Raw genomic sequence first — 11,835 nt, 5'->3', positions numbered from 1 at the left:
CACGTAACAGGCGCGCTACACCGGAATGAAATCTAGGTGAATCGGTCGAACACTAGGTAGGGCGAGTAGACTCTGCAATCATGACTGAATCGACCATCCACGCATCCGATATCCAGCAGGCACAGGCACGCATCAGCTCTGAAATCGCGCCGACGCCGCTGCAGTATTGCCCCCGGCTTTCTGCGGAAACGGGCTGTGAGGTCTATTTAAAGCGCGAGGATCTCCAGGACGTGCGCTCGTATAAGATACGCGGCGCGCTCAATAGCATCTCCAGCCTGTCGCAGGAGGAGCGGGAGCGGGGCATCGTGACGGCATCGGCTGGCAACCATGCACAAGGCGTGGCCTATGCGTGCCGCACCATGGGGATTCCGGGCAAGATTTTCGTCCCGGAGCCCACGCCCATGCAAAAGCGCGACCGCATCCACGTGCACGGCGGCAACCAGGTGGAGCTCGTCGTCGTGGGTGCCAACTTTGACGAGGCCGCGGCCGCCGCGCATGCCGATGCCGCCGAGCGCCACGCCACCTTCATCGAGCCCTTCGATGCCCGCGATACGATCATTGGCCAGGGCACTGTCGCCGCTGAGGTCTTGGCGCAGCTTTCGGCCAAGGGTGCCTCGGTCGATACCATCGTTGTGCCCGTCGGCGGCGGCGGGCTGATTTCTGGCATCACCTCCTATTTGGCGGATATGGCACCGCACGCGAAGGTGGTGGGGGTGGAGCCGGAAGGGGCGGCATCGCTAAGAGCAGCCTTCCGCAACGGCGGGCCGGTGGCACTAGAGAGCGTGGATCCGTTCGTCGATGGCGCGGCGGTCAAGCGCCTGGGCGCGCTGCCGTATGAGATTTTGGAGGCCAACCAATCGCGCCTGCACTGGGACGCGGTCTCTGAGGGGGCGGTGTGTACGGACCTGCTCAACCTGTACCAGAATGAGGGCATTATCGCCGAGCCCGCCGGTGCGCTGTCCGTGGCTGGGCTGCAGCGTGTGCCGCTGGAGCCGGGTTCGACGGTGGTCTGCGTGATTTCTGGGGGAAATAATGACGTGCTGCGCTACGCTGAAATCATGGAGCGCTCGCTGGTGCACCGCGGCCTGAAGCACTACTTCTTGGTCAATTTCCCGCAGGAACCGGGCCAGCTGCGCCACTTCTTGTCTGAAATCCTGGGGCCCAGCGATGACATCACGCTCTTCGAGTACCTCAAGCGCAATAACCGCGAGACCGGTGCCGCGCTGGTGGGCATTCAGCTTAGCCGCGCCGAAGACCTGGCAGGGCTGAAGGAGCGGATGGCCGAATCCAAGATTTCGGTGCAGCACCTGCAGCCGAATACCCCCGAGTACGATTTCCTGGTGGCCTAATGCGCGATACCTATCGGCGCCCCACCGGCCAGGTGGAGCACGAAATTGAGATCAAGCGCTCGCGGTTTATCACCCTGATCGGCCGGGTCACAAACGAGGAAGAAGCACGGGCGTTTATCGATGCCGCCCGCCAGCGCTTTCCCGATGCCCGCCACCATTGCTCCGCCTATGTCTACCACGTCGACGACGCGAACCCAGTGGAGCGTTCCTCCGATGATGGCGAGCCTTCCGGGACCGCTGGAAAGCCCATGTTGGATGTGGTGAACGGCTCTGGAATGCTCGATATTTGCGCGGTGGTCGTGCGCTACTTCGGCGGCATCAAGCTGGGTGCGGGCGGCCTCGTGCATGCCTATGGCGGGGCGGTCAGCGAGGCCATGGAGAAGGTCGAGGCGGTCACCAGGGCGCGCCGGGAGCTTTATACGGTGGAATGCCCGCACGCCACGGCCGGGCGCCTCGAAGCGGATTTGCGCGGGCGCGGCATCGATATCACCGATACCGAGTACGGTGCAGCCGTAACCTTTACCGTCGCCGTGCGCCCGGGTGGGCTCGATGCGCTCCAGGCGATGCTCGCCGCGCTTTCCCAAGGTGAAATCAGCGCGCGCGAAGCAGGTTCTGCCTGGGTTGAGGTAGGATCTGGGTCATGACTATGCAGCAGCGACCGAATAACCCCATTGCGCAGCGCAAGCAGCAGGTGCGCAAGCACTCCCGCAACGCCGTTATTTCCGTTGCCGGTGGCCTCGGCGCAGGAGTCGTTCTAGGTGTGCTTTCTGCAAATTTTGCCGCTTGGATGGTTTTGGGCCTTATCATCGCCGTGGTGGGTGGCGGATATAACTGGTTGAAGATCCGCAAAATCGTCAACGAGAACCACAATAATTATTAATGCCTACCCCGCAGCCAAGCGGCCGTCCCGTCCGCATTGATGCTTGGGTATGGGCGGTGCGCATGTTCAAAACCCGATCCGCCGCGGCCACCGCGGTGCGCGCTGGACACGTGAAAATCAACGGTGAAGCGGTCAAACCCGCGCAACAAGTCGTGCCAGGCGATAGGGTGCGCGTGTGGCGCAACCACCACGAGCACGATTTGGAAGTGCTGGCTACCGTCGCCAAGCGCGTGGGCGCGCCGGTGGCGCGCACCTGCTATACCGATCACGCGCCCCCGCCGCCGCCCAAGGAGTTCATGCCATCCGTACCGGTGCGCCCCCGCGGCGCGGGCCGGCCGACGAAGAAGGAGCGCCGTGATATGGAAAAATTCCGCGGCGGGTTCCGCTAGGAGTTGGCGCGCAGCGCCTTAAGGCGCGCGTTCAGGCGGCGCCGGCGGCCGGCGCGGTCGCCGGATTCAGCGGTTGCCTCGATGTGCTGCTTGCCAAACTTATTGAGCAGCAGATCATCGATAAGGCGCACTTGGCCGGGCCGAAAGCGGTAGCGCATGGTGTCGTGGACGTGGGCAATGGCGTCATCGTCAAGCAGCTGCTCGAGCTGGTCCAAGGACCGGATATCGTTTTCCTCCAAGATTTCCGCGAGGAAGCGGTAGTGCTCCGAACGCGAAAGTGGGAAGCGGTTGCCCAAAATGATGGCCAGGACGCCAGGCAGGGTTTCCGGAGTAAGCTCCACATCCGTGTCCGCCTCCGTGCGCGGGGCCTTGAGCGCGGCGATCTCGTCGAATTGCTGATCGGCTAATTCGATGAGGCCGGCGGCCAGCGTAAATAGGCGGTCGACCTCGGGCGAGGGCGGGGTAGGGCCCTGCTTATAGCGGATATCGTGCTCGAATTCCGCCCACGCGTGCTGCAGCACGGTGCGGATTTGCACCTCAAAGGTCCAACCCACAAAATCGGCGAGCTCCTCCATGGCCGCCGCGCTATCATCCGTCACGGTGAGCACCAGGTGGTGGGAACCGTAGCCAAAGCCACCGGAAATGCGGGTCTCGGCCGCCTTATCCACAGAGCGCACGACCTTGAAAGATTCGCCCAGCACGTCTAGCGCATTGGGAATGGTGGTGGAGTGGTACAAGGTGACGCGCACGCCCATGACATCGTGGATATCGTCCCACGGGGTGGGGTAGATGAAATCGCCGCCCTCGCCCCGCTTCTTGGCCTTGCGCTTGAGTGAAGACCAGGCCTTGACGCGCGTCGATACCCGGTCAAAGATGATGCCGGCGTCATTGAGCAGGTCCTCGATGGCGGTGCGAAAATCCTCCGCCGCCGTGGGGTGGCTGCGGGTCCAGGCGTGGTACTGATTGCTCAGCCGCGACATCCTGCTTTCCGCCATGGTGCTCCTCTCATAATTCGCGGGGAAATCCGTTAGACCATACTAGCGGGCGCGAATGTAAAACGGTGCGATGGCTTGGAAGTTGTTCGGCGGCGGCGCGGGCGAGGTCGCGAGCATATTCATCGGGTAAGTGGGCGAAGACAAAAACCGTCGCGGAATCCGGCACCAGGTAGGTCAAAGAATGCGAGCGCATGAGGCGGCGCATGTGTTTATCCAGCACGGTAAAGGTTTCCGGGTGAGCCAACCAAGAGGAAATCGGGGCACCGTGGGAGCGGACCTGTAGGCCGCCATAAGGCGTTGCGGCAGGCAGGGCGCAGCGAGCTGGGCGCGTCCAAAAACGCAGGCCCTGCGAGTCGAGCGCGGCGCGCTGCAGGTTCAGCGAGGCACAATTCCACGCCTGACGGGTCGAGACATCCAGGTCCGCGAGGCCGCGGTGGCTGAGCCGGCGAAAGGTGCGCTGCCCGGGAAAGACTAGCGCCATCGACAGGTTGGGGGAGAGCTGGATGGTGGCGAGGGAGTCGCAAAAGCCGTCATCGGAAAGCCGCTGGTGCTTAATCCACGATCGCGCGAAGAGCGCCGGCAGCAAATTAGCGGTGGTGGGGCGGGGAGCGTCGAGCGTAAGGGTCATGGCGATTTCTCCAGGGTCGTGAGTATCCGCCCTTATTGGACTGGAGAAATAGCCGGGTGGTTCCCTGTGGGTTTAAAAAGGCGGCTCGGCGTCGAGCTCCAGCTCAGAAAAGAGCTGGGCACCGGACCACATGGTGATGTCCTGGCCCTTTTCCTGCAGCTCTTCGGCGCGCTTTTCCTTGGAGGTCTTCTTTGCCCATTCGCCGACGACAAGCAGCGTGGTCTTCTTGGTGACGTTTTTGCCCACTTGCCCTCCGCGCTTGGCGATGCCCTGCCACAGCAGCCCCTTATCGTACGGCTCGAAATCCCCGGTCAGGGTGACGTGTTGGCCGTAGAGTGCGCCTTGAGGATCGGCGTCGAGGTTGGGATCTGGAATGGTATCTGGGGTGGCAACGGCCTGCCACGGCGCCCGGCCGGAAGACGCGGGCTTCTTGTTGGTTCCGGCGGAACGGGTGGAATCGCGGAAATCGGTGCCGGCGCCCAGATCGTCGCCGGAGGTGGGCGCGGTATGCGCGCGCAGAACCGGCAGGATGGCCGAGGATTCGAGCCGGCCGAGGCTAAACTCGCGGGTGGTAAAGAGATCGGTGATGCTTCCGGTATGCCCGAAGCGCTGGGCTAGCCCGGTGATGATGGTGCCGGCGGCGCGGGCGTCCTCGGTGGCATCGTGGTGGGTAAAAGAGGCGCCGCCGAGGTGCTTCACGACGGTAGGAAGCTTGTGGTTGGCCACCGAGATAACACCTTGCCTTGAGGCATCGCGAGACAAAGCGAGCGAGCAGGCCAGCGGGACGGTGGGGACATCGGCGCCGGCGGCCAGCAATCCGGAGCGCAGCGCGGAAGAATCGAACTGGACATTGTGCGCGACGATGACATCGCTGCCGATGAAATCAAAGAGCTCTGCGGCCGCTGTGGCAAAGGGCATGGCACCTTCGACATCGGCTGCGGTAATCCCGTGGATGGAGATATTGATTTCGGCAAAGTGCTCCAAGCCTGGGGGAGGGGTGCACAGCCACGACTGGGACGCGGTTTCCCCGCCATCGCGGTAACGCACGGCACCGATCTGGCAGATGGACCCCCAATTATCATTGGCGGTCTCTACATCAACCGCGACGAAATCAAGCCCCGGGTTGCCCACGGAGGATTCTTCGCTAGAGGATGGGGCTGCGGCTTCCGCGGGTGCGTCGCCCTGCTGCGCCGCCTTAATGGCGCGCGCCACGCTGTGGGGATCTTGGTGCGGCGCGAAGGCAATGCTGCCGGCGCTGCCTAAGGACAAGGAACCAAAACCGGTGGCGGTGGGTTCGTGGGCGCGCAGGTCATCGATGGTATCGAGCGCGATTTCTGCGGTGGCAGGCGCGCCTAAGCTGCGGGAGAGCAGGCTGCGGTGAAGCACGACTTTTTCCGCAGTGACATCGATCAATACGCCATGCGCGGGATACGACACGAAAATGGCCTTTCTTCTGAGGTGACTATCTAGGAGGGCTGCTGCACAGAGATCGTACTCGCTTGTGCTTGGCGAAAATCCGCCGCGGGGGTGAAGCGTTTTAATCCGCCTCGCTGTGCTGCAGTCCGGCATTAATAATCCGCACGCCACGCACCAAATCGGCGCGGTAGTCCGCCGGGGTAGCCCCGCCGGTGGTTTCTAAAAGCTGGCGCTGGGATTGCTCGAGCAGCGTGGCGCCCAAGACGAGGTGCACGGCGGAAAGGGCAGCGGCCTTGCGTGCGGCGGCATCGAAATCGGGGCACGTGGCGGAGCTAAACTGCGCGACGAGGTGGTCCCAGGCCTGGGAATCCGGCTGCGAGAGGCCGGCGATGGCTACCTCCGCGCCATCGCGCCGGGCCAGGAGCAATTCGCGCAGGTGCAGGCTAATCTCTTCCAGCGTGGATCCGGCGACGGGGGCGATAATATCTTCAGCAAGAGCGGCAATGAGCGCCTGCTTATTGGCGATGTGCCAATACAGCGCCCCCGGGGCAACGCCGAGGGAGGAGGCGACGCGGCGCATGGTGACATCGGCAAGCCCATACGTATTCAATAGGGTCGTGGCGGCGTCGATGATGGCCTCGCGATGTAGTTGCACAGTGGAAATTGTACGTGTTTCGCCGCGCTAAGGAATAGCTCACAGGTACTTTTCAGACTGCAATAATGTCCCTTGCAAACTTGCATTGTTAGGATTGCGGGGACATAAGAACCCGTCGTGAGGCGGCTTCGCATTCGAAAGATTGATTCAGGAGCTCTCCCTTGTCCTTTTTGACCCCTGCTAAGAAGTCCCTTTTTGCGGTCGCTATGGTTGCCCCGCTTGCCTTAGCTGCATGCAGCTCAGATGACGAGGACGATTCGACGAAGACCGCGTCGTCTTCGTCCGCCTCCTCGTCTACTGAGACCTCCGCAAAGGAATCGGCGAAGAAGTCTGAGGACAAAGACGCCGACAAGGATAAGAAGGAAAAGGAAGAAAAGGATAAGAAGAAGGCCGCCGAGGACCCTAAGGACAAGGGCGAAGAAGGCGGCAATGAGGGTGCTAATACGAACCCCATGCACAACGGGGACGATCCCTTCGCCAACGCCCAGGACATTAAGCCCATTGAAGGCGGACAAGAAGCCAACGATGGCGATAAGCAGGCCATTGAGCAGCTGGTGCGCGGCCAGCATGAGATTGACAACGTCAAGGAATACTTTGGCTACATGCCAGCCCACGCCTGCAGGGCCGTGCGCGAAGGCGAATCCGGGGATTTCCAGCAGTACCTCAACTACGTCGATAGCCTGCCCAACCAGTCCTTTTCCGAATACGCAAACTCCATGCGCCAGCAAGGCCAGGGCAATCCCCAGATCAACGAATTTGCCAACCAGCTAGAGGCCATTCCTACCTCCACCAAGCTGGAATCGGTCAATGACGTTGTGGTCAACGGCGATGACGCCTCCGCCACCGTGAGCGTGTCAAACTCGGAAGGTACCGATACCTCCACCGTTCGTTTCCGCCGCGAGGACGGCAACTGGACCTTCTGTAACTAAAGTGTCTTCCCGCCAAGCTCGCTTGCCCCGCACTCTCGGTGTTGGTGCGGGGCTCCTCGCGTGTTCCCTGCTCGTTTTCGGCATCTGCGGCGCGCTCTGGGGTTTTATGCGCCCCACGATGACCGGCCGCGCTGTCGAAGGTGGCGGTTATGCCATTGAAGCGGTGGGCAACGCGCAATTCGTCGCTTTTATGACCTTTGCGCTCGTTACGGGTTTCTTGGGGCTGTGCTTGGGGCTAGCCGCATTTGTCCAGCGCCGCGGGCGCGGTCTCGCGATGTTGCTGTGGGTGGGGGCATGCGCCTTCGCCGGTGCCGTGTCCTTCTACGTCTTTGGCGGCATCACCGCGACGCACCCGCCGGAGAACCCAGGCGATGTCGTGGAGTTTGCGCCGAACTTTTCTCCCGCCGTGGCCTGGGTGGTAGCGCCATTTTTGGCCATGTTTTCCTACTGGTGCACCGCGTTTATTAGCTCCGACGCGGACTGGGAAGTTGTGGGGCGAGAGGCTGCGGATGAGCCGCAACGGGAAGTTACGCCCACTTAACCGGGGAGCTGCCGCAAAATTCCCGCGCGATTTCATCGATAGCGTGCAGGATCGCATCGAGGCTCTGGCTTAAAACCCGCTGCAACTGGTCTTGGCTTAGACCCGCCCCAATAAGCGTCGGCACATCGACGTGGACGTGGAGGCCGTCGTCGCTGGCGCGGCAGTAAGCCGTGGCGCTGTGGCTTATCAAGTTCCAGTCATTGCAGATCAAAAACAAACGGGTGAACTCGTCCTCATCCGCATTGAGAGCCCACCGGCCGGTAATGATGAGGCTTGGCCCAGAGTCGAGGGTGAAGGTGCAGGCGATGGAATTGACCAGGGCAAATAGGCAGATGTCACCATCGCTATGAAAGCTGTCGATCCCTATCTGCGGCAAAGTGGCGGCGAGGAAATCCAGGGAGACTGCGGGCGGGGAAGCAGCATCGTCTTGAGCTAGCAACAGCTCTGGTTCTTGGGCTAGGGCCGGAAATTCGCGTGTCGCCACGCTCATGAGCACCTCTGCGCCGCGGAGCGCGGCGGGCACAAACGCGGCTAGTTGATCGTGCGTTGGTGCAGCCCCAGTGGTGAAGTGGCTCTGCCCGCACAGCACCAGCGAGCCCGCCTCGTCATAGTCCAGCAGGGCGGTGGGGTAGAGGCAATCGGCATTCCATGTGGTGATGAAGCGGGACAGCTCGGCGGCATCGCCCAGCGCAACCGCGCCGCGCGGAGTGGTGTGTAGGTGGATTACCACACCGTCGGCCTGCGACACAGACACCAGGGTGGATCCCTCCTGCCCATGGGAGATGACGAGTTCTCCAGTGGGCAAGGCCCAATAGGAAAAGTCATTCTCGCGGACGATGGCGCGCAGGTGCCGCTCAAGACTGGTGGATTCAAATTCGATCATCATGCACCGCACACTCGCCTTCGCTGGAATTTGCTTTGAGTCTATCGCCCAAGAGGGTGTTCCCGCGGCGCTTTGGGCGATAGTATATTGGTTTGTCTACAGATATAGCCCACGGTGATCAACCAGAAAGTGAGCCAGGAATGCTTCGAACCATCGAGCTCCGCGGTCAACAGCTCCGCCCCGCTACGCTGCGCCGCGTCCTTCCGCGCGGCGGCACCGATGTGAATTCCGTCATGGGGACCGTCGTGCCGATGGTGAATAAGGTGCGCGAGGAGGGCGTTCAAGCAGCACTGGATTATGGGGAGCAATTTGATGGGGTGCGCCCGCCGTCCCTACGCGTGCCTGAGGCGGAACTGCAGAGGGCCGCCGAAGAGCTTGATCCTCAGGTGCGTGCGGCCATCGAGGCCTCCATTGAAAGGGTGCGCCGCGTGCATGCGGACCAAAAGCCGGAGTCGCACACCACGCAGCTGGCCCCCGGCGCCACCGTGACCGAGGTCTTTCGCCCCATCGAGCGCGTCGGTCTCTACGTTCCCGGCGGCAAGGCGGTCTACCCGTCCTCAGTCATCATGAATACCGTGCCCGCGCAAGAGGCCGGCGCCTCCAGCCTGGTGGTGGCCTCCCCGCCGCAAAAGGATCACGGCGGCTTGCCACACCCCACGGTCTTGGCCACGTGCCACATGCTGGGGGTGGAGGAAGTATGGGCCGTCGGCGGTGGCCAGGCGGTCGCGCTTTTAGCCTACGGCGACGCGGAAGAAGATTTAGAGCCCGTAGATATGATTACTGGGCCGGGCAATATCTTTGTCGCGGCGGCCAAAAGGGCAGTGCGCGGGGTGGTAGGCACCGATGCGGAGGCCGGCCCGACCGAAATCGCCATCTTGGCGGATGAGACCGCGAACCCCGTCTACGTGGCCTACGATCTCATCTCCCAGGCAGAGCATGATCCGATGGCGGCTAGCGTGCTGATTACGGCATCGGAAAGCGTGGCCCAGCAGGTGCAGCAGGAGGTCGAGCGCCGCTATACGGCAACGGAGAACTCCGCCCGCGCCGCCGAGGCCTTAACCGGCGAGCAATCCGGCATCGTCCTGGTGGATTCTCTGGAGGCGGGCATCGCCGTGGCGAATGCGTATGCCGCCGAGCACCTAGAAATCCACACCGCGGATGCGCGCGCCGTGGCAGAGCGCATCAACCACGCCGGAGCCATTTTCGTCGGCGCGTATTCCCCGGTGCCCTTGGGGGACTATTCGGCCGGTTCCAACCACGTGCTGCCCACCTCGGGCACGGCGCGGTTTTCCGCGGGGCTTTCCACCCACACCTTCCTCCGGCCGGTCAACCTCATCGATTATGACCGCGGCGCCCTGGAAGAAATCGCCCCCAACGTCATCGCCTTTGCCAATGCCGAGCGCCTTCCCGCCCACGGGGAGGCCATCCGCGCCCGATTCGAGGAGAAATAAATGGCCCAGCTACATGACCTACCGCTGCGCGAGGAATTGCGCGGCGAGACCGCCTATGGCGCCCCGCAGCTGCGGGTGGCCTACCAGCTCAATACCAACGAAAATCCTTTCCCGCCTTCGCCCGCGCTTGTCGATGCCCTCGTGGACGAGGTCCGCCGCTGCGCCAGCTCGCTCAACCGCTACCCAGAGCGCGATGCGGTCGAACTGCGCACCGAGCTAGCCCGCTACGTTTCGCAGCAAACCGGCGTGGATGTCACCTACGAGCAGGTCTGGGCCGCCAACGGCTCCAATGAGATCCTGCAGCAGCTGTTGCAGGCCTTCGGCGGGCCCGGGCGCAGCGTGCTGGGATTTACGCCGTCGTATTCCATGCACCCGATCCTGTCTGCCGGTACCCACACCCGGTTTATCGAGTGCCCGCGCGATGAGAACTTCGTCATAGATATGGACCGCGCCCTGGCGGCGGTGGCCGAGCACCAGCCTGACGTCATTTTTGTCACCACTCCGAATAACCCCACCGGTGGGATAACCAGCCTGGAGGATATTGCCGCGCTTATCGATGCCGCCCCCGGCATCGTCATCGTCGACGAAGCCTACGCCGAGTTTTCTTCCTCGCCGTCCGCGACGAGCCTGTTGGAAAAGTACCCCACCAAGCTCGTGGTGTCGCGCACGATGTCGAAGGCCTTCGACTTTGCCGGCGGGCGCCTGGGCTACTTCGTGGCGGACCCGGCCTTCGTGGAGGCCATCATGCTGGTGCGCCTGCCATATCACCTCTCCGTCTTATCCCAGGCCGCGGCCACTGTGGCCCTGCGCCACAGCGCAGACACCCTCGCCACCGTGGAAACCATCGCCGCCGAACGCGACATGGTGGCAGGGCGCCTGCGCGAGATGGGCTATACCGTCATGCCGAGCGAATCTAATTTCCTTTTCTTTGGCAATTTTGCGGATCAACACCGCGTGTGGGAGCAGTTCTTGGATGAAGAGGTGCTCATCCGCGATGTAGGGATCGACGGGTACTTGCGCGTGACCATCGGCCTGCCAGAAGAAAATGCGGCCTTTCTGGCTGCGGCGGAAAAACTAGCGACTACAGTAGGAGCGGATACTTCAAAGGAGTGATTTATGACAAACCGTGTGGGGCGTGCCCAAAGAGCAACATCGGAATCGGACATCGCCGTTTCCATCGACCTTGACGGCACTGGGAAAAGCGACATTTCCACCGGGCTGCCGTTCTTTGACCATATGCTTACCGCATTTGCCACACACGGGCTCTTTGACCTGCAGGTTAAGGCCACCGGTGACGTGGAGGTAGACGCCCACCACACCGTGGAAGATACCGCCATCGTATTAGGCCAGGCCCTGCGCGAAGCAGTGGGGGATAAGGCCGGGATCCGCCGCTTCGGCTCCCAATTACTACCCATGGATGAGGCGCTGGTAGAGGCGGTCGTGGATTTTTCGGGCCGCGCCTACTTCGTGATGAATGGCGAGCCGGACCACCTGCAGTGGCAGGTCATCGGCGGGCACTATGCCACGGTGATTAACCGCCACTTCTTCGAATCCTTGGCCACCCACGCAGCTATTACCCTGCACGTCAACGTGCGCTACGGCCGCGATCCGCACCACGTGACCGAGGCAGAATACAAGGCGGTAGCCCGCGCGCTGCGCGCTGCCGTGGACCACGATCCGCGCCAGACCGGCATCCCTTCAACGAAGGGAGCCCTGTAG

At 62.2% G+C, this 11,835-nt stretch carries 14 protein-coding genes; 9 read left to right on the top strand and 5 right to left on the bottom strand.

Annotation, left to right across the window (positions count from 1 at the left end):
• The first annotated feature begins 80 nt into the window (after window positions 1-80).
• From ilvA to EL217_RS07595, 4 genes are read left to right on the top strand one after another with little or no spacing between them, the layout of a single operon-like run.
• Window positions 81-1,349, top strand: a complete 1,269-nt coding sequence (gene ilvA / locus EL217_RS07610; RefSeq protein ID WP_126319367.1) for a threonine ammonia-lyase IlvA — start codon at window positions 81-83, stop codon at window positions 1,347-1,349.
• Window positions 1,349-1,993, top strand: coding sequence for a YigZ family protein (locus tag EL217_RS07605; RefSeq protein WP_126319366.1), 645 nt, complete (start codon window positions 1,349-1,351; stop codon window positions 1,991-1,993). Before ilvA ends, EL217_RS07605 begins: the two co-directional genes overlap by 1 nt.
• The gene (locus EL217_RS07600; RefSeq protein ID WP_126319364.1) at window positions 1,990-2,229 is read left to right on the top strand and encodes a hypothetical protein; all 240 of its coding nucleotides are present in this window, start codon (window positions 1,990-1,992) and stop codon (window positions 2,227-2,229) included. Before EL217_RS07605 ends, EL217_RS07600 begins: the two co-directional genes overlap by 4 nt.
• On the top strand, window positions 2,229-2,618 hold the full coding sequence (locus EL217_RS07595) for an RNA-binding S4 domain-containing protein (protein WP_005283779.1): 390 nt from the start codon (window positions 2,229-2,231) through the stop codon (window positions 2,616-2,618). The genes EL217_RS07600 and EL217_RS07595 overlap by 1 nt, the downstream gene beginning before the upstream one ends.
• On the opposite strand, the gene EL217_RS07590 is transcribed toward EL217_RS07595, so the two are convergent.
• The 4 genes from EL217_RS07590 to EL217_RS07575 all read right to left on the bottom strand — a co-directional run bounded on the left by EL217_RS07590 (window position 2,615) and on the right by EL217_RS07575 (window position 6,312).
• A complete protein-coding gene (locus tag EL217_RS07590; protein WP_023017266.1) occupies window positions 2,615-3,613 on the bottom strand; it encodes a GTP pyrophosphokinase in 999 nt (332 codons plus the stop codon). The genes EL217_RS07595 and EL217_RS07590 overlap by 4 nt on opposite strands.
• Before the next feature lie 10 nt (window positions 3,614-3,623).
• Window positions 3,624-4,241 (bottom strand): hypothetical protein, encoded by a 618-nt coding sequence (locus EL217_RS07585; RefSeq protein WP_005278513.1) that lies wholly within the window; start codon window positions 4,239-4,241, stop codon window positions 3,624-3,626.
• Between the two features lie 72 nt (window positions 4,242-4,313).
• Window positions 4,314-5,678, bottom strand: a complete 1,365-nt coding sequence (locus tag EL217_RS07580) for an exonuclease domain-containing protein (protein WP_126319362.1) — start codon at window positions 5,676-5,678, stop codon at window positions 4,314-4,316.
• A gap of 100 nt (window positions 5,679-5,778) precedes the next feature.
• The gene (locus EL217_RS07575) at window positions 5,779-6,312 is read right to left on the bottom strand and encodes a TetR family transcriptional regulator (protein WP_005283769.1); all 534 of its coding nucleotides are present in this window, start codon (window positions 6,310-6,312) and stop codon (window positions 5,779-5,781) included.
• A 161-nt stretch (window positions 6,313-6,473) separates the two neighbouring features.
• Here EL217_RS07575 and EL217_RS07570 point away from each other — a divergent pair, with 161 nt between their 5' ends.
• Window positions 6,474-7,241: a hypothetical protein gene (locus EL217_RS07570; protein WP_023028949.1), complete on the top strand. Its 768-nt coding sequence runs from the start codon at window positions 6,474-6,476 to the stop codon at window positions 7,239-7,241.
• 1 nt (window position 7,242) lies between these two features.
• Window positions 7,243-7,782 carry a hypothetical protein gene (locus EL217_RS07565; RefSeq protein ID WP_126319360.1) on the top strand — a complete coding sequence of 180 codons (540 nt, stop codon included), beginning with the start codon at window positions 7,243-7,245 and terminating at the stop codon, window positions 7,780-7,782.
• Here EL217_RS07565 and EL217_RS07560 read toward each other — a convergent pair.
• Window positions 7,769-8,668: a YbjN domain-containing protein gene (locus EL217_RS07560; protein WP_126319358.1), complete on the bottom strand. Its 900-nt coding sequence runs from the start codon at window positions 8,666-8,668 to the stop codon at window positions 7,769-7,771. The two genes, EL217_RS07565 and EL217_RS07560, sit on opposite strands and share 14 nt — an antisense overlap.
• 137 nt (window positions 8,669-8,805) lie before the next feature.
• Between EL217_RS07560 and hisD the strand changes: the two genes are divergently transcribed.
• From hisD to hisB, 3 genes are read left to right on the top strand one after another with little or no spacing between them, the layout of a single operon-like run.
• Entirely contained in the window at window positions 8,806-10,116 is a 1,311-nt protein-coding gene (gene hisD / locus EL217_RS07555; RefSeq protein ID WP_126319356.1) for a histidinol dehydrogenase, read from the top strand.
• Window positions 10,117-11,229: a histidinol-phosphate transaminase gene (locus tag EL217_RS07550; RefSeq protein WP_126319354.1), complete on the top strand. Its 1,113-nt coding sequence runs from the start codon at window positions 10,117-10,119 to the stop codon at window positions 11,227-11,229. It abuts the gene before it with no gap.
• 3 nt (window positions 11,230-11,232) lie between these two features.
• Window positions 11,233-11,835: an imidazoleglycerol-phosphate dehydratase HisB gene (gene hisB, locus EL217_RS07545; protein WP_126319352.1), complete on the top strand. Its 603-nt coding sequence runs from the start codon at window positions 11,233-11,235 to the stop codon at window positions 11,833-11,835.

The organism is Corynebacterium segmentosum (assembly GCF_900637825.1).
In the GTDB taxonomy this organism is placed as follows: Bacteria; Actinomycetota; Actinomycetes; order Mycobacteriales; family Mycobacteriaceae; genus Corynebacterium; species Corynebacterium accolens.
The sequence above is the reverse complement of the archived record's forward strand: the minus strand, read 5'-3'. Positions and strand labels throughout refer to the sequence as shown.

Coding starts and splice junctions, on each gene's coding strand:
- ilvA (WP_126319367.1), top strand. CDS start 81: ATGACTGAATCGACCATCCACGCATCCGATATCCAGCAGGCACAGGCA.
- EL217_RS07605 (WP_126319366.1), top strand. CDS start 1,349: ATGCGCGATACCTATCGGCGCCCCACCGGCCAGGTGGAGCACGAAATT.
- EL217_RS07600 (WP_126319364.1), top strand. CDS start 1,990: ATGACTATGCAGCAGCGACCGAATAACCCCATTGCGCAGCGCAAGCAG.
- EL217_RS07595 (WP_005283779.1), top strand. CDS start 2,229: ATGCCTACCCCGCAGCCAAGCGGCCGTCCCGTCCGCATTGATGCTTGG.
- EL217_RS07590 (WP_023017266.1), bottom strand. CDS start 3,613: ATGGCGGAAAGCAGGATGTCGCGGCTGAGCAATCAGTACCACGCCTGG.
- EL217_RS07585 (WP_005278513.1), bottom strand. CDS start 4,241: ATGACCCTTACGCTCGACGCTCCCCGCCCCACCACCGCTAATTTGCTG.
- EL217_RS07560 (WP_126319358.1), bottom strand. CDS start 8,668: ATGATGATCGAATTTGAATCCACCAGTCTTGAGCGGCACCTGCGCGCC.
- hisD (WP_126319356.1), top strand. CDS start 8,806: ATGCTTCGAACCATCGAGCTCCGCGGTCAACAGCTCCGCCCCGCTACG.
- EL217_RS07550 (WP_126319354.1), top strand. CDS start 10,117: ATGGCCCAGCTACATGACCTACCGCTGCGCGAGGAATTGCGCGGCGAG.
- hisB (WP_126319352.1), top strand. CDS start 11,233: ATGACAAACCGTGTGGGGCGTGCCCAAAGAGCAACATCGGAATCGGAC.